The sequence below is a fragment of the Endozoicomonas elysicola genome, from assembly GCF_000710775.1.
GTDB classification, from domain to species: Bacteria; Pseudomonadota; Gammaproteobacteria; order Pseudomonadales; family Endozoicomonadaceae; genus Endozoicomonas; species Endozoicomonas elysicola.
This window is the reverse complement of sequence record NZ_JOJP01000001.1, coordinates 1,907,373-1,923,176: the sequence shown is the minus strand read 5'-3', so window position 1 is coordinate 1,923,176 and position 15,804 is coordinate 1,907,373. Positions and strand designations below refer to the sequence as shown.

Sequence of the window (15,804 nt, the reverse complement as noted above, 5' to 3'; positions counted from 1 at the left end):
TCCCGTTATGCTCGATAAAGTCGTTATAGCCAACCGGGGCGAGATTGCTCTTCGAATATTAAGAGCCTGCAAAGAGCTGGGCATCAAGACCGTTGCGGTTCACTCCAAAGCCGATGCAGACCTTATGCATCTGCATCTGGCGGATGAGTCTGTCTGCATTGGTCCAAACAACCCGGCAGAAAGCTATCTCAATATTCCTGCCATTATCAGTGCAGCTGAGGTGACTCATGCCACCGCCATTCACCCGGGGTATGGTTTCCTGTCAGAGAATGCCGATTTTGCTGAACAGGTAGAACGCAGTGGCTTTACCTTTATCGGGCCTTCCGCCGATGTTATCCGCCTGATGGGTGACAAGGTTTCCGCGATTGAAGCCATGCAGAAAGCAGGCGTACCGACCGTTCCCGGCTCCAACGGTGCGCTGACTGATGATGACAGTCGTACCATGGCCATTGCCCGGGATATTGGTTACCCCGTCATCATCAAAGCCGCTGGCGGCGGTGGTGGCCGTGGTATGCGCGTGGTCCACGACGAAGAAGAACTGATTGCTTCAGTAGCCTTGACCAAATCAGAAGCCGGTGCTGCGTTCAACAACGATACGGTCTATCTGGAAAAATTCCTGCAGAACCCACGTCATGTTGAGTTTCAGGTACTGGCGGATGGACAGGGCAATGCCATTCACCTGGGTGACCGCGACTGTTCACTGCAGCGTCGTCATCAGAAGGTCATCGAAGAAGCACCGGCTCCCGGCATTCCTGAAGCAAAACGTCAGGAAGTGGCCAGTGCCTGTACCCGTGCCTGCATCGAACTGGGTTACAAAGGTGCCGGCACCTTTGAATTCCTGTATGAAAACGGTGAGTTCTATTTCATTGAAATGAACACCCGGGTTCAGGTGGAACATCCGGTGACGGAAATGATCAGCGGTCTTGATATCGTTAAAGAGCAGTTGAGAATTGCCAGTGGTCTGCCACTGAGTGTTCGCCAGGAAGACATCGAACTCAAAGGTCATTCCTTCGAGTGCCGTATCAACGCGGAAGATCCGAAAACCTTTATGCCATCACCTGGCAAGGTTGTGCAGTTCCATGCACCGGGCGGCAATGGTGTTCGCGTTGATAGCCACCTTTACAACGGCTACAGCGTTCCCCCTTACTATGACTCACTGATCGCCAAGATCATCAGTTATGGCCCAGACCGCGAAACAGCCCTGACCCGTATGAAGAACGCGCTGGACGAAACGGTCATTGAAGGGATCAAAACCAATATTCCTCTCCATCAGGATCTGGTAACTGACCCTCACTTCAAAGAAGGCTGCGTGAGTATTCACTATCTGGAGAAGAAACTGGCTGACTAAAGTCACTGTTTCTACGTCTTCGCTTAATAAAGGCCATTACCTTCCGGGTATGGCCTTTATTTTGTATACCCTCTGATTGCTCAGCCAGTGTCTGTTTATGAAATATTTGAACCAAAACAAGCACTTACCATAACCGCTTGTTTCCACTGATATTATTTTGACCTTTCGTCCCATTTTTTCGAGGCATGTCGATCAAACGTCGTAAACATGCCAACCCAGCTTTTTTGTACACTTACTGTCGTTCAAGTTGGGTTAATGGATTCAGATTTATGGCATCCTTGAAGTGCTCAGGATCGAACTTCGCGTACTTCATTGTCAGCTTTATATCCGTATGCCCCAGTATGTTCTGAAGCACGATGATATTCCCTTTGTTCATCATGAAGTGACTGGCAAAGGTATGCCTGAGTACGTGACTGCTTTGTCCTTCAGGCAAGCGGATTCCTGCCAGCTTAATTGCCTTACTAAACCCCCTGCGGGTGCATTTGAAGCTGCCATGCTGCTCCAGGTGCTGCCTCGCGGCTTCATAAAGATCTTTATTGAGTGGAATGCTGCGAATGCGCTTCCCTTTGGTCTTGGTCAAGTCAATCTGCCCATTTTTAAAGTGATAGGCTTTTCGACTGATGATCTCACTCCAGCGAGCCCCAGTAGCAAGACAGAGCTTTGTGAGCAGCAACAGGTGATCCTCCTGAAAATGCTCTTTCATAACGGTTAACAAGTCATGAATCTGATCACAGGTCAGATAAGACAGCTCCGGTTCCTGCACCTTTATTCTATGAGCCTTTGCCAGCGGGTTGGGATAGTTGATCTCACCAATCGCAAACAGGTAGTTATACACACACCGGAGATACGTCAGATAGTTATTCAGGGTGGAATCGGCAATGCACTTCTTACCATTCTTAGACTCCATACGCCTGATGGTTTTGTAGTCATTGAAGCGCTTTGGCGTCACACTTCGTGCTTCGGGATTCCCAATCACGTCCGCTAATGCATGGAGTATTCTCTGAAGTCGCTCCCCTTCAATCAACTCACACCCTTTACCTTCATACCAGATATCAATAATGGTTTTCAGGGAGCGCTTATCCTCAGAACCGTTCACTTCCTGATCATCATGCATCCGTTTGATCTTGTGGTAATACTCCAGGCATTCTGTTTTGGTATTGCAGGTTTTGCGATACCGCTTGTTCTTGGAGATTTCTACATCAAGTTTCCATTTTCCTGTTTCTGGATTTTTTGTTATTTTCATAAACTGACTGACCTTTAGTTACGCTAATAGCGTTTCCTGGGTTTAGAGTTGAGGATCTCCTTTACCTTTTCCGGTTCATAGCCTGCCAGTTCCCTGATGAATGCCTTCTCTTTATCACTGATGATGTTCTCGGCCTGACCGGTAATAATGTACTCAATCAGGTACGGAAAGCGTTCACTGATCGCTTCCAGCAAATCACTGGTCGGCCTCTGGCGACCATGTTCTATGTTGGAGATCAAGTTTACGCTGCATCCCAGCAAATCAGCCCACTCTTTACGGGTGTATTCCAGCAATCGACGAACCAGCTCCAGCCGACCATTCATGGTCAAACCGTTATTGTCAGTCCTGCTCATTTATCAGCTCCTATCCCCCTCTTTAACCGCCTTATGAGCAGTTAAATCAGGTAGTCCTGTTGGTATGTATTAATACTACCTTCGCTAATAAATTTTTGCAGTACATGACATATATACATGCAAGGTAATAAAAACCTTTACATTATCTTATTATAGATGTAAATATTACATCTGCATGCTATATGCATACTTTATAGAAGTTTTCATAAACCCAATCGTCACGGATGATGGTATGGACATTGAAGACCTGATCATTAAGGGTCACCTCCCCAGTGAAGTCATTTGTACACCAAAGGCTTTCGCCCAATCTCTGGATATTTCAGAACACGTTGTTCGTCATTGGATGAAACAAGGACTCCTGCCATTGTTTCGAATTGGAAGACGGGTGTTTATCAATATGCTGTTACTCAGGGAGCAAATTGCAAAAGGCCAGAACAACATTCCTCTTAAATAAAATAACAAGGACGAAAAAAAATGAGCAATGTATTTATTTTTACAGGCAATGCTATTGAAGCGGTTGATGTTATTAACGACCCTTATCTTCAATTAATTTTGATACAGTATTCTATCAAATCTGTAACCATTCAAAAAGAACAATTGGAGTTTCAATTAGCTGATCAAGCACATTTTATTTCTGAAAACCTTAAAGCCCAATTGCTCAATGAATTAAAAACCCTGAGAACCATTCAGGCATTTCTTTCTGAGTGGTTTAATCAGTTAAATGAGTCCTGCCCTAACCCATAAGAACACCACCATGAGAAGAAAAAGAACAAGCTCACGGGTTAAACCTGGCTGCTCTCTGGAGGAAAGACACCTGGTAGCAATGGACATTATCAAGTCCCACATATGGGAGTGTGTCTACCATTATCACCGCACTAAGGGCGTGATTATCGGGCGTGAGCCTCCTAACGACACATGGCCAACCAGCAACCACACGTCGTCTGACACGTAAAAACCCAATTGATTTATTGACAGTGAAGGCAAGGCATTAAAATTAATCGCAGGGCAACCCCTTGCCCTTTCATGCGATTAATTGCCTTGCCAAGCTTTGCTGTCAATAAATCAATTTTCGCTTTTGAATTGTAAATTTTCACTTTTCTTTTAGCCACTGTTGGCGGTTACGGGCGAGTTTAAAACCCCCTATTGAAAACCATTCCCTTTGCAATTAAATCTGTAATTGCCAAAACAACAAATTACATCAGGAGCAAAAAAATGGAATCATCAATAAAGGCACTTTACCTGGGCGCAAAAGTTACCGAATTTGAATCCAGTCGCTATTTAAAAGTTTTTCTTTCTGCGACAGGAGAAGATGACGACCCCAATATTTTCGGACTGGATGTCATGATTTGCAGTTCTGATTATGAAAGACTTCAGGATTTTCAATCCCTGCAACCCTTAAAACCTTACGAGTTTCGAACCAAAGTCATGTCCGGTTCAAAACAACGCATCTCCATCAAAATTCTTGGCATTAAAAAACCGGCATTAGAAAAGGCGGTTAAGTAATGCAACTGCTTCTGTGTGATGGCTTCAGTTCGGATTCGGAAGGGCAGATTTCCTGCTCTGGTGAGTCCGCCACCATCACGCTTGAAGAGGTGCAGGCGATCCCTGCATCGAATGGGCTGACGAAAGAACAGGCGGATGCCCTGATCAGCGCAACGCTGATGCTGCTGGTCATCGGGTTCATCTTTGCCCTGATCCTTCGTCAATTACGTTAACCAACAAGGAGATTAGCCATGAAGAAGCTAAAACACCTTGCACTCCTGCTGGCAACTTCAGCAATGGCATCCAGTGCCTTTGCCGAGATTGATGTGTCAGCAGCCACTACCGCCATTTCAACCGATGGTTCGACAGCGATTACCGCTGTGGGTACTGCATTGATTGGCGTGGCGGCACTTGCCGTGGTGTTCAAATGGGTCAAAGGCGCGATTTTCGGCTGAGACTTGTTTGCATGGGTTGGCGGGAGGTTCGTCCTCCCGTCTTTATGTCCAGGGATGGACGGTATGCTGGCAATACACGAGCAATTGTCAGTATGAACAACCATAAAAGGACAACAGGCTTATGTGGGTTCCAGACTATGGATGGTTCTATGTACTGGTTGTCCTCATGGCTGTCTGGATGATGCAGCCATGAAACGACTTTTAGCCGTTATTCTGCCCAGTGTTTTCAGTCTGGATGTTTTATCTTATCAAACTGGTGGTGCTGATTGTACGTCGCCCATCGGTCAAACCTATTCCCATAACTCTGGCTCAACCTACTCTGTTCGCTTGTTATCCCATGTTCATAATGGCTTAAATCAATACCCAAACAGCACCCTGTACAATTACTGCCCTCCTGATGATCAATCATCAAGTTTCACTGCGCTCTACAACTTCAGTACACCACCTGAATGTGAGGTGTATGACGAAACGGGTTCCTGTACTTCATCATGCTTAACAGCAAAACCAATCACCAGTTCTACCAATGCTCAAACGGCCTGTTACAACCAGTGCAGCTATACCTCACTGGGAGGATTTCGTGACTATGACAATGCACTGGCTCCCATCGCCTATGAATACATTCCGACCGGAGGAGCCTGTACCGGTAATGAAGACACGACTCAGTTAGCGGGTATCAGCGAATACACCGAAATCAATGAAGATGAACTGCCTTGCCGGACGGATGGTTATACCCAGGTCTGCATCAGTGCTGATCAAACCTGCAAGTTGGTGAATGGGGTGCCTGTCTGTATTGATAACGAAACACTGGAAGACCAATTCAACTGCGGAACCTTTAACGGTGAAGTCGTCTGCTTTGAAAAGAATGCTTACAGCAACTGCCAATACGTCAACGGTGAATACCTTTGCACCTACCCTGAAGGCGATATGGTTGACCCAAATTCTGCGGATCATCCTGCCAATGGTGGCAATGCTAATGGCAGTACAACGGATGATATTCTCGATCAGCAGGATCTCACGGACAACACACCTGAAGCCCAAACCGTTCAGCAAATTGTCAAAGAAACGGGTATTCGCCAGCAAGCCGAAAAACAGGCAGAAAGCGACAATCCCAAATCAGCATTCTCTGGTTTTGAATGCGATAAAGAAGTGACCTGTTCCGGTGACGCGATTCAGTGCGCCATTGCCCGAATGGAGAAAAAGCAACTGTGCCTCTCCCAATACAACGAGGGGGAAGTCGGTTCCATCATCAGCAACAACCCAAACATGTCACCACTGGGGTCACTCCCAGGTGACACGCTGGAAATTCACGTTGAAGACTTCCTGGATACCGATGAATACGTCACGTCGGACAACCAATGCCCAGACCCAATCGGCTTTACCGTTCTCGGTGCTGAATATGAATTTGTCCTGACTCCGTTGTGTGACCTGGCTTCCTATATCTCATGGTTCATTATTTTTGCCACTTGGTTCTCGATGGCGGTGATTCTGGCCAAGTCACTTGGTTCTGGTTAAACAACACAACAAATAGGAGAAACCTCATGGGCTACATACTCACCTTTATTGTTTCCACCATTGTTCCCATTGCCTGGCTACTGCTGCGCGGACTGGGTGTCGGTGTGGTCACCTACTTTGGCCTGGATATCATGGTGGATTATCTGGGTGAGCAGATACAGGCCAACTTTGATGGTATGCCGGTTGCCATGTTCCAGATGCTTTCCCTGCTGGGCATTCCGAAAGCGGTCAATATCGCACTGTCGTTTATCACCGTCATCATGGTGATCAAGGGCATCTCCTATTTCAACGGACGGCCAAAACAAAGCGTTTCCTTCTGGAAAGGCTTTGGTGGCACGTCCTGAACCACGGGTTGTTAACGCTGTCTATTGAGCCGCTGGAAATGGTGTTCTTTTCCTGAAAAGAACTCGGTTTCCAGCGGAACCCAACAACAACAGCCATTAACAATCCGCAAGGATGACCACAGGAGAAAAGGGACAGTGCTGCACTTCATTACCGGCAGACCAGGTGCCAGCAAAAGCCTGAACTGCTTCAAAACCGTCTGCACCGATAAGAAATACGCTGGCCGACCCAAGTTCTACAACAACATCAAACTCAACCTGCTGGACTATCAGCAGTGCCAGACCTTCCAGGCATTTTTCTACGACATCTATCTACCGTCACTGACCAGGAATCAAAAGTCTGTCATTGCTCCGATGATTCAACCGATCCATGAGCAAAAGCGATTTGTAGAACTGAAGGATGCGCCGTTTCTGGAACAGGCTTTTCAGCAACATGATCCACTGAGGCAATGGCTGAAGTGGGTGAAAGTCTGCTATCCAGCTTCACAAGTTCAGAAAGTATCGGAGATCGAGAAGAATGCACCTGAAGGTGTGGAACTCACTTTCAAGGACTTCGAGCATCTGAACCTGCACTGGACACACTTTCCTGATCCTCACCAATGGTACGACCTGCAAGGTTACTCAGTGCTGGTGATCGATGAGGCACAGGAGTTCTTTCCGGTACGCTCCGGCAAAGACAAAGTCCCTGTATACGCTTCACGCTTTGAAAAGCATCGCCACGACAGTTTTGATGTCATCCTGATTACCCAACACCCGAACTTTCTTGATGTACACCTGAGAAGGCTGTGCGGACACCATACCCACTACTTCAATTTCTGGGGATCGTCCAAAGTCACCCGATACACTTGGGACAAGTGCGCTGATCCCGATGACCACTTTGCCAAGAAAGAAGGACGCAAATCCGTCACCGGCAAACCCAGGAAATACTTCGGAGTCTACTTCTCGGCCTTTGAGCACACGCACAAGCTGAGCCTGCCGCCGGTGATCTGGCTGATCCCGCTACTGCTCGGTGCTATCGGCTGTGCACTCTATTTCGGCTACACCACGCTTACCCCTGATCAACCAGGCGAAGCCGCACCAGCACCGGAACCCTCCGGTTCTCTGCTGCCGGTTGCTGACACCCAGCCTCAAAGCCGTGAGCAGTATCTGGAAGAGCGCAAGCCGAGAATTGTCGGCATCACACATACGGCGCCGGTCTACGACCACCTCACCAAACCCCGCTCCTTCCCTAAGCCACAAAACTGTGTGCTCTGGCGGGAAGACACCGCACAGGAAGTCTGCATCTGTTACTCCCAGCGGGTGACACGGATGGATGTGCCGGACTACCTGTGCAAATCCGTTGTCCGCAACGGCTATTTCGACGAAACACTCTCGGATAAACGACACGACAGAAACAGTCGCCGCAGCCAGAAAAGAGAGATTGCACCCTATGACGAACTCTGAGCCAGACACTGTGCGAGGCTGCAACGCGCAGCGCAGCCCGCACAGGCGGACGTTCCTGTAGCACGTCATTAAACAAGGGTAGATATAAGACAAAAAGTTATAAGAAGGATTTTATAATGCAATCTTTAGAACGATATGAACTATCAGAGGATAGAGCTGAAACCATAGCCAGTGATAAAGGCCTTCTCTTTGTCCATCCTCGCTATGGGAAAGTACAGGATCTCTATCAAGACAATTTCCAGATCGTAGGAACCTATGTGGATACCTTACGACAGCTTTTTAAAGGCGCTATGGATCTGGACTTCCTGACGGATATCGAAGACTCCATGAGCTTTGGGGAGAAAACCTTCCGGTTTTTGGGTCATAACTGGATACTGGGCAAAAGTGGTAAAGCATCCGGTTACCAGTATCGACTCCAGAATAACCAGCTTGGAGTCATTATCTTCTGCAAAATGTTCCACTCCAAAGCGGAATCCATTGGCTCCCACCTGAAAATTGAATGCTCCCCGTGGTTCCTGGATAACCGCTCTCCAAAGAAAGTGGATCAGTTCCTGACGAACATTGCCAAGAAAGTGCTTCGATGCGCTGAACCGCACTACCCTGCTATCCACCTGGCGGTGGACGTACAGGGTTGGAAACCGGATAACGAACTCTCTGAACGAATGACCTGTAAATCACGGAGAATCGCCCAGTTTAACGGGATTGATAAAGCGGAGTTCAATGTCTCGGAAGTCTCCTGCATCTATGATCGTTCCCAGTCTTTTAAGTTTGGCTCTGCGGGTGCCGTCCAAATGGCCATCTACAACAAAACCATTCAGGCCAAAACCATTGATAAGTTCGACTATATGGAACACAAATGGGAACAAAGCACCCAATTAAAAAATGGTTGCAGTGGATATGATCCTGAATCCGATGTCTTCCGGTTTGAGGTACGCTTTCACCATTCCGTGATCCAACAGTTTGCCCTGGGAACCTGCAACAAAGAAACCGGTGAAATCGGCGTTAAAATGAACACCTACTCCGAGGTCATCAAACATATTCAGGCACTCTGGCTCTACGGTCTGAAATCCTTCAAACTCAAGTACAACAGCAACTACCTTGATCCGATCTGGACAATCCTGCTGGACGATATCGTCTTCAAATACCCTGAGTCCGCCTACAAAGAGAATCTCCACTACAAACGCTACTACAAAAAAGCCACCTCATTCTCCGGCAAAAACTACCAGCTCTACATCGGTAACTTACTGTCAGCCTGTGCACGAAAAGGATTGAAGTTCAAAAAGGTACTGAAAGAACTGCAAGAAAGCATTATCTGGACAGACATTGCCGACCACTACGAGAAAAATAACACGACTGAACACCAACTCATTGAGCGACTACGAAACTCCTATCAGGAAAGAATACTGATGGGATACAGCATCTAACCAGCCCTTAAAATGGCGCAGAAAGGGGATAAACCCCACTCTGCTATTTCTTGGTGGGACGAATCTGCTGCTCAAGTGAGGAATGATCTTTAAGTAAAACGTGAAGAATTTCCAATATGGCCACCAGTTCTTCGACTTCGGAATTATAACTCTCGCGAATCACCTTGGTGGTGTACTGGCTCAGTTCTGAAATTTCATGTCGCTTTTCTTCAAGCTGATTTTTGGTCAAATGAATCAGGGTGCAGAGCATCGAGTTAGTGAGTGTTTTCATGATGTTTACCTCGTTTGCTGAATGTAATTTGTCCAGGAACGACAGGTAAAGACGTGTCCAAAAAATGTTTTGTCCGAAGAGGCAACAGATTTATTGGACTACGTCGGGTGTTGTTCAAAATTACAACTATTCAGCAGGAGGTAGGCTTTCAGAATAAAACTGACGCACAGACTCAAACCCCTGAATATAGTCCAAATCGAGGTTGAACCAGCACATAAAAAGGTAGTGGAGAGCCTTTATTACCAAGTGATGAGCTGTAAGTAGAAGACGATGGAAGAACAATAAAGATTTTCTTTAATTATAAAGCCCTACCTGATACTTTAGTCCGGTTTTTGTAAGCAACGGTTCACATCATCGAACCAATATTACATCCCAAAAATTGTTGTTGAGCTGTTTGATATATGTGCTCCCTGATGTCTGTATAAGGCAGAAGTTAAAATCGACGGGCGGTAGCGTGCCTGATGGTCATCACTCTCAATCTGCTGTATGAGCATACAGTTATAATAAAAAGTCGGTGATTTTGCTGAATTCCCAGAGTGTATAGCGTACCCACAATTCTTGATAAATAGTGGTAAAAAATTTATCTGTATGTTTTTAGAGAAATAATTTTAGCCTCTGGATCTTTATCGTGAATCTTGATTCTCGATTAATACCAATTCTCGCTTTGTCAGAACATGACTAGTACGGCTTAATTAATTATCGTATTAAAAAATTATAATTTTCAATTAGTTGAAAGTTTTAAAGTGAACTCGTGCGTGCAGATATTCAAAGTGAAAAGCGGAATTCGCACTAATAAGTGTTAGCTGCTATGCCGAAAAAAACGAAAGTGTAGTGTATTTAAAAAAGCAATAAATAAAAACTTTATTTACTTTATAGATATTTAATATTTCCCAGTAATTCTAATACTTACTTGTTTTGTGAAATAAATATGACTATTGATTTCAAAAGAATCAGCGATGATGGCGAAGACTTTGAACTCTTAATTAGAGATGTTCTAGAAAGTCATGGGGTCAAAATTCTATCTTCACCATCAAGAGGTGCTGACCAGAAAAAAGACTTAATTGTTGAAGTTGAGAATAAAGATCAAATAGGTACAACAACCTCAATAAAGTATTTAGTTCAATGTAAACATAAAGCCCACAGCAACAAATCTGTATATGAAAACGAGCTTGGGGACTGGAGAAGCGCTTGTAAAAAATTTAAAGTAGATGGTTATTTTCTAATTACTTCTACTATTGCTAGCGCAACTGTTCAAAGTAATTTCGATGCAGAAAACTCTGATAGAAATGGCTTTAAAATGAAAGTTTGGGATAGGCAACAGCTCCAATCTATGATTGAGCGCAGTCCCAAATCAGTATCAATAATAAAACAATATAATCTAAAAAATAGCATTAATATACTCTTTGAACAAATAGAAAGAATTTTGTGTGGAGAATACCATCTTCCTTTCAAGCATATTGACACTGTCAATGAAAATCATTTTAAAGGATTAATATTTTCTAAAGTTGAACTGAATAATGAGTTTAAAACTGAAGAAAAAAGAATTGGTTACTTTTGTTTTACAGATAACCAAATCCAAGAGGTTGTTACTACATTTAAGTTAAGTGAAATAAACATTATTGATGATGAAAAGAAGCTCCCTGGCTCTATTTCCTTGAATGATCTTTATAGGACTTTGCAGGGTTTTAGGGACACCTATTATCAAAATGCTATATGGACAGCTTTGTCTTGCTGTTACCAGAACCCTACAGCCGTAAGAGTTTTGGAGACCTCGTTAAGAAATTTACCTTATCAGCCACAAGAAGTGACAATAAGAAATTTGAATTTAACTATTTCTTCTGATTTGTCGTCAATGGACTGCATATATATTTCAGAAGCTGTTAAGGTCGTTGTTAATTTAGATATTCAGAATTCCAAAAATAGCATCTTGTCTCAACTTAGAAAGGCTGACGACTGGAATCTTAATACTGTTGAAACATCATTTTTATCTCAAAATCTTGTTACAGGGTTAATTGAACTCGATAGGGATATACAAGAACTAAAAGATGAAGTGTTTGAGGTTTTTTCTTATATAAAGGATGTTCAAGTCAAAGCTGAATTGATCGAATACTTTATAGCCTTAAAAATAGAAGATAAAAATAATGTATTAATGACTTTTTTTGATACTCATATAGGACAAAGGATACCACCTAGAAATCATGGCGTCAGTTATTCACCTAGAAGAGTTGTTATTCTAGAAAATTCGGATTTTTCAGATTTTGATAGTTTGAAAAAAAGTTACATAGAAGCAGTTCAATAATACAGAAATACCTTTGTTCAGTTTTAGAGTAAGGACGCAGCTAACAAGTGCGTGGTGCGGACAAGCCGCACACGCAGGCGTTAAGCGCAAAAAACATCAACAACGGAGTATCATAATGAGACGAGTAATAGTCACCGACCTCACTAGATTCAGAAACCCTGATATTGTTTGTACAGCAATGATTGATGTTAATACTGGGGAGTGTATTCGCCCAATGCCTTATTTTTCTAGTAGGGCATGTGCAGATCACAACATTCAACCAGGAGCAATTTTTACAGGAAACTTCACCTTTGATGAAGATGCAGAGAATCCCCATATAGAAGATGCAAGCTACTCCAATCTCATATTCAGAGGCCCTGCTTCATCTGAAGATTTTAAAGAAGTTTTATTAAACTCTCTTTCTAATTCAGTTGAAGATGGCTTTAACTATGAGTTTGAAAGAAATCAAAAACATGTGGATATAAATGATGAGGTTGAATGCTCAATAATTACAATAGAAGTGGATCCAGCTGAACTTCATATTCACGAAGACCAATACAATCCAGGAAAAATCAAACTTAGCTTTACTGATCAAGATGGCCACAGCTATCGCTATCTATCAATAACTGACCGTGGCTTCTATGATTATGCGATAATGCACCAGAATGATGGAGAGCTCGATAGGGTTCAAGATTTCATTTCTAGCCAAGATGAAGTATATTTACGGATTGGTCTAAGTCGTGCCTATAGTCCTGACCATAGAAACGGGTATTGGTTACAGGTAAACGGTATTTATACTTTCCCTGATTATCAGAGAAACATCCGGAGCTATTAAACGAGGAGCTGAATATGGGGAAAATATATACAATAGGCTTTACTCAAAAAAAGGCAAAAGAGTTCTTCAGCCTCATAAACCATGAGGATATAAAAACTCTTATTGATGTCAGATTAAACAATGTTTCTCAACTCTCAGGTTTTGCAAAAAGAGATGACTTGAAATTCTTCTTAGAAAAACTATGTGGTGTTGATTATGAACACGCACCAGAGCTAGCGCCAACAAAAGATTTATTAAATGCCTATAAGAAGAAGGAAATATCTTGGGAGGCGTATGAAGACAGATTCCTCAATCTGATGTCACAACGTTGCATTGAAAAAACTTTAAGCTCTGCACTCATGGATAGCGGTTGCTTACTATGCAGCGAACACAAACCTCATTTTTGTCATCGTCGCCTTGTCGTTGAGTATTTAAACGACAATTCAGAACTAAACCTTCAAGTTAAGCATTTATTCTAAAATGAATGTTGTATTAATACAGTACCCTGAAGCCTTCAACTGCTATGAAAAGCTTGAAAGGAAAGTCGGCAATATCCTATCCAACCTTGACAACTATACAATTGCGACAATTAAAGATCACAATAATCTCATTGCCCGACTTTGCCTTGAAAAATTACCAGATATAAATTTTACAGAGATTGGCCGTCTAAATCTAGAAAGTATCACTCATGCTATTATTTTTGATGATGGTGAAGAATTCTCTGATTTAAGAAAAGAGCTTAAAGAAAAGGGTGTTTTTTCTAGATTTATAAAAATTAAAATCACTCGAGTTATAAATATAAAGAATGAGACAGAGTATAAAGGCAAAAAGAGCACTGAAGACTATGAATACATTGGTAGAGGCTCAAAATGGGGAAACCCTCATTCAATGTATGATGGTGACGGTGACCGTGATGAAGTAATTAGAAAGTTCAAATATGATTTTGACTTTGATAAATTTCCACATCTGAAAAAAAATGAGGTTTATCGACTTGCCGGTAAGCGTCTAGGATGTTTTTGTAAGCCTGCCAATTGCCACGGTGATGTTTTGGCTAATTATTTAAACAGCTGGGATGATGGTGAGTAGCGCTTAACAAATAAATCCAGGTGACGCCTACGGCGCACCTGATTTAGGCGTTAGCATTAAAACATAAATCGTTAAACCATGAGGGAATATGACAAAAAGAGCTAAGCAAGACTTCGTTTTTAAAAAGCATATGTCGGTCGGTGAGGCTGATGCTGAAAACGATAAGCAGTTTTTGGAAGAGTGCTTCGTTGATATTGGTGATTATGAAATCCTAGAAGATACGACTGCTTCACAATCGATAGTTCTTGGAAGAACAGGAATTGGAAAAAGTGCATTATTAGAGCAATTAGAAAAAAATAGTGACACTGTAATAAGAATTGAACCTGAAGAGCTGGCACTTAGACATATATCAAATTCAACCATATTAAACTTTTTTGAGGAATTAGGTGTCAATTTAGATATATTTTACAGCCTACTATGGCAGCACACCTTAGCTGTTGAACTTATTAAAAATAAATACAATATTGATTCAGCACAAGCAAAAACAAATTTTATTGACTCAATTACTGCATTACTTTCTGGAAACCATAAAAAACAACAGGCACTTCAATATATTGAAGAGTGGGGAGATAAATTCTGGATTGACACAGAAACGCGTATTAAGGAATTTACAGATAAGTTAGAAAGAAGCTTAAAATCTTCAATTAATTCTAATGTCCCTGGAGTAAAGGTTAATGGCAAAGCTGAGATTGCTTTATCTGAGGAGCAAAAATCAGAAGTCATACATTACGGAAAAAAAGTAGTAAGCTCCGTTCAAATTGAAAAACTATCCAAAATAGTAAATCTCTTAGCGGAAGATATATTCACTGACCCACAAAACAAAATATATATTCTAATTGATAGATTAGATGAAAACTGGGTGGAGGATGGACTTCGCTATAAGCTAATACGGGCATTAATTGAAACAATTAAAAAGTTTAGAAACATTACACCTGTAAAAATTATTATTACTTTGAGAACAGACCTTTTAGATAGGGTGTTAGATAAAACAAGAGATTCTGGATTTCAGCGTGAGAAATATAACAGTCTCTTTCTCCAGTTGGGTTGGAATAAAGATCAATTAATGAGTGTGCTAGACAGCAGGGTTAATCACTTACTTAAATATAAGTACAAAAGTGGATCTGTTAATTTCAATGATGTCTTTCCTGATAAAATAGATAAAGTTACAGCAGCTGAATATATATTAGATAGAACACTACTTCGCCCTAGAGATGCGATAATGTTTGTAAATGCATGTTTAAATGAATCTCAAGGAAAGTCCGAAATCACATCTTCTATAATAAAGTTAGCTGAAAAATCCTATTCTGTAGATAGGATAGAATCCTTAAAGTATGAATGGTTTGTTGAGCATCCAGCTCTTGATAAATATATTGATCTCTTACATAACAGGAATAGCAACTTTAAAGTTAGCGCAATAACTGATGATCAACTTGAATTTTTAATTCTTGAACTGGCGGAATTTCCAGAAGAAAACTCAGACATAGCTGTTAGATCTGCGTATGCATACATGAAAACAGGATATCCAGCCTCTAAAGCTCATATTGTTCAGTTAAGACAAAATATACTTTATGTTTTATATAAAATTGGAGTTATCGGAATAAAAGTAGATGGGACAAGTACAGTAAAATGGTCTCACGATAGAAGCCAAGACCTAACAGCAAAGAAAATAGAGAACACATCCATCGTATATATTCACAAAATATTATGGCGTGCACTAGCAATTGATAAAAGGTCTTAGTTTGTGAAAAATAAAA

General features: G+C 42.3%; 18 protein-coding genes. 15 read left to right on the top strand and 3 right to left on the bottom strand.

Annotated features, from left to right (window positions below; translation table 11 throughout):
* Window positions 1–7: 7 nt before the first annotated feature.
* A complete protein-coding gene (gene accC, locus GV64_RS08145; protein ID WP_020580587.1) occupies window positions 8–1,348 on the top strand; it encodes an acetyl-CoA carboxylase biotin carboxylase subunit in 1,341 nt (446 codons plus the stop codon).
* 232 nt (window positions 1,349–1,580) lie between these two features.
* Here the strand turns inward: accC and GV64_RS08140 are convergent, their stop codons facing one another.
* Both GV64_RS08140 and GV64_RS08135 read right to left on the bottom strand, forming a co-directional pair.
* A complete protein-coding gene (locus GV64_RS08140; protein ID WP_020580588.1) occupies window positions 1,581–2,591 on the bottom strand; it encodes a phage integrase in 1,011 nt (336 codons plus the stop codon).
* 23 nt (window positions 2,592–2,614) lie between these two features.
* Window positions 2,615–2,944 carry a helix-turn-helix domain-containing protein gene (locus GV64_RS08135; RefSeq protein WP_020580589.1) on the bottom strand — a complete coding sequence of 110 codons (330 nt, stop codon included), beginning with the start codon at window positions 2,942–2,944 and terminating at the stop codon, window positions 2,615–2,617.
* A gap of 232 nt (window positions 2,945–3,176) precedes the next feature.
* Here GV64_RS08135 and GV64_RS08130 point away from each other — a divergent pair, with 232 nt between their 5' ends.
* The 9 genes from GV64_RS08130 to GV64_RS08090 all read left to right on the top strand — a co-directional run bounded on the left by GV64_RS08130 (window position 3,177) and on the right by GV64_RS08090 (window position 9,601).
* On the top strand, window positions 3,177–3,398 hold the full coding sequence (locus tag GV64_RS08130) for a MerR family transcriptional regulator (RefSeq protein ID WP_020580590.1): 222 nt from the start codon (window positions 3,177–3,179) through the stop codon (window positions 3,396–3,398).
* 20 nt (window positions 3,399–3,418) lie between these two features.
* Entirely contained in the window at window positions 3,419–3,688 is a 270-nt protein-coding gene (locus tag GV64_RS08125; protein WP_020580591.1) for a hypothetical protein, read from the top strand.
* A 468-nt stretch (window positions 3,689–4,156) separates the two neighbouring features.
* Window positions 4,157–4,447 (top strand): hypothetical protein, encoded by a 291-nt coding sequence (locus GV64_RS08120; protein ID WP_020580592.1) that lies wholly within the window; start codon window positions 4,157–4,159, stop codon window positions 4,445–4,447.
* Window positions 4,447–4,659, top strand: a complete 213-nt coding sequence (locus tag GV64_RS08115) for a hypothetical protein (RefSeq protein ID WP_020580593.1) — start codon at window positions 4,447–4,449, stop codon at window positions 4,657–4,659. The genes GV64_RS08120 and GV64_RS08115 overlap by 1 nt, the downstream gene beginning before the upstream one ends.
* 18 nt (window positions 4,660–4,677) lie before the next feature.
* The gene (locus GV64_RS08110; protein WP_020580594.1) at window positions 4,678–4,881 is read left to right on the top strand and encodes a major capsid protein; all 204 of its coding nucleotides are present in this window, start codon (window positions 4,678–4,680) and stop codon (window positions 4,879–4,881) included.
* A 189-nt stretch (window positions 4,882–5,070) separates the two neighbouring features.
* Window positions 5,071–6,393: a virulence factor TspB C-terminal domain-related protein gene (locus GV64_RS08105; RefSeq protein ID WP_236632926.1), complete on the top strand. Its 1,323-nt coding sequence runs from the start codon at window positions 5,071–5,073 to the stop codon at window positions 6,391–6,393.
* A 26-nt stretch (window positions 6,394–6,419) separates the two neighbouring features.
* Window positions 6,420–6,737, top strand: coding sequence for a DUF2523 family protein (locus GV64_RS08100; RefSeq protein ID WP_020580596.1), 318 nt, complete (start codon window positions 6,420–6,422; stop codon window positions 6,735–6,737).
* 135 nt (window positions 6,738–6,872) lie between these two features.
* Window positions 6,873–8,177 (top strand): zonular occludens toxin domain-containing protein, encoded by a 1,305-nt coding sequence (locus GV64_RS08095; RefSeq protein WP_020580597.1) that lies wholly within the window; start codon window positions 6,873–6,875, stop codon window positions 8,175–8,177.
* Between the two features lie 116 nt (window positions 8,178–8,293).
* Entirely contained in the window at window positions 8,294–9,601 is a 1,308-nt protein-coding gene (locus tag GV64_RS08090) for a hypothetical protein (RefSeq protein ID WP_020580598.1), read from the top strand.
* 43 nt (window positions 9,602–9,644) lie between these two features.
* On the opposite strand, the gene GV64_RS08085 is transcribed toward GV64_RS08090, so the two are convergent.
* Window positions 9,645–9,872, bottom strand: coding sequence for a hypothetical protein (locus GV64_RS08085; protein ID WP_026257978.1), 228 nt, complete (start codon window positions 9,870–9,872; stop codon window positions 9,645–9,647).
* Between the two features lie 928 nt (window positions 9,873–10,800).
* Between GV64_RS08085 and GV64_RS08080 the strand changes: the two genes are divergently transcribed.
* The 5 genes from GV64_RS08080 to GV64_RS08060 all read left to right on the top strand — a co-directional run bounded on the left by GV64_RS08080 (window position 10,801) and on the right by GV64_RS08060 (window position 15,788).
* Window positions 10,801–12,171 carry a restriction endonuclease gene (locus tag GV64_RS08080; protein WP_020580600.1) on the top strand — a complete coding sequence of 457 codons (1,371 nt, stop codon included), beginning with the start codon at window positions 10,801–10,803 and terminating at the stop codon, window positions 12,169–12,171.
* Between the two features lie 115 nt (window positions 12,172–12,286).
* Entirely contained in the window at window positions 12,287–12,985 is a 699-nt protein-coding gene (locus GV64_RS08075; protein ID WP_033402522.1) for a dual OB domain-containing protein, read from the top strand.
* A gap of 14 nt (window positions 12,986–12,999) precedes the next feature.
* Window positions 13,000–13,443: a DUF488 domain-containing protein gene (locus GV64_RS08070; protein WP_020580602.1), complete on the top strand. Its 444-nt coding sequence runs from the start codon at window positions 13,000–13,002 to the stop codon at window positions 13,441–13,443.
* 1 nt (window position 13,444) lies between these two features.
* Window positions 13,445–14,050 carry a DUF4326 domain-containing protein gene (locus GV64_RS08065; protein ID WP_020580603.1) on the top strand — a complete coding sequence of 202 codons (606 nt, stop codon included), beginning with the start codon at window positions 13,445–13,447 and terminating at the stop codon, window positions 14,048–14,050.
* A gap of 88 nt (window positions 14,051–14,138) precedes the next feature.
* On the top strand, window positions 14,139–15,788 hold the full coding sequence (locus tag GV64_RS08060; protein WP_020580604.1) for a P-loop ATPase, Sll1717 family: 1,650 nt from the start codon (window positions 14,139–14,141) through the stop codon (window positions 15,786–15,788).
* Window positions 15,789–15,804 lie beyond the last annotated feature (16 nt).

Bases quoted from the DNA above. Each gene is read 5' to 3' on its own strand.
- GV64_RS08115 (WP_020580593.1), top strand. From the start codon at position 4,447: ATGCAACTGCTTCTGTGTGATGGCTTCAGTTCGGATTCGGAAGGGCAG.
- accC (WP_020580587.1), top strand. From the start codon at position 8: ATGCTCGATAAAGTCGTTATAGCCAACCGGGGCGAGATTGCTCTTCGA.
- GV64_RS08060 (WP_020580604.1), top strand. From the start codon at position 14,139: ATGACAAAAAGAGCTAAGCAAGACTTCGTTTTTAAAAAGCATATGTCG.
- GV64_RS08130 (WP_020580590.1), top strand. From the start codon at position 3,177: ATGGACATTGAAGACCTGATCATTAAGGGTCACCTCCCCAGTGAAGTC.
- GV64_RS08125 (WP_020580591.1), top strand. From the start codon at position 3,419: ATGAGCAATGTATTTATTTTTACAGGCAATGCTATTGAAGCGGTTGAT.
- GV64_RS08080 (WP_020580600.1), top strand. From the start codon at position 10,801: ATGACTATTGATTTCAAAAGAATCAGCGATGATGGCGAAGACTTTGAA.
- GV64_RS08120 (WP_020580592.1), top strand. From the start codon at position 4,157: ATGGAATCATCAATAAAGGCACTTTACCTGGGCGCAAAAGTTACCGAA.
- GV64_RS08105 (WP_236632926.1), top strand. From the start codon at position 5,071: ATGAAACGACTTTTAGCCGTTATTCTGCCCAGTGTTTTCAGTCTGGAT.
- GV64_RS08070 (WP_020580602.1), top strand. From the start codon at position 13,000: ATGGGGAAAATATATACAATAGGCTTTACTCAAAAAAAGGCAAAAGAG.
- GV64_RS08110 (WP_020580594.1), top strand. From the start codon at position 4,678: ATGAAGAAGCTAAAACACCTTGCACTCCTGCTGGCAACTTCAGCAATG.
- GV64_RS08075 (WP_033402522.1), top strand. From the start codon at position 12,287: ATGAGACGAGTAATAGTCACCGACCTCACTAGATTCAGAAACCCTGAT.
- GV64_RS08135 (WP_020580589.1), bottom strand. From the start codon at position 2,944: ATGAGCAGGACTGACAATAACGGTTTGACCATGAATGGTCGGCTGGAG.
- GV64_RS08085 (WP_026257978.1), bottom strand. From the start codon at position 9,872: ATGAAAACACTCACTAACTCGATGCTCTGCACCCTGATTCATTTGACC.
- GV64_RS08140 (WP_020580588.1), bottom strand. From the start codon at position 2,591: ATGAAAATAACAAAAAATCCAGAAACAGGAAAATGGAAACTTGATGTA.
- GV64_RS08065 (WP_020580603.1), top strand. From the start codon at position 13,445: ATGAATGTTGTATTAATACAGTACCCTGAAGCCTTCAACTGCTATGAA.
- GV64_RS08100 (WP_020580596.1), top strand. From the start codon at position 6,420: ATGGGCTACATACTCACCTTTATTGTTTCCACCATTGTTCCCATTGCC.
- GV64_RS08090 (WP_020580598.1), top strand. From the start codon at position 8,294: ATGCAATCTTTAGAACGATATGAACTATCAGAGGATAGAGCTGAAACC.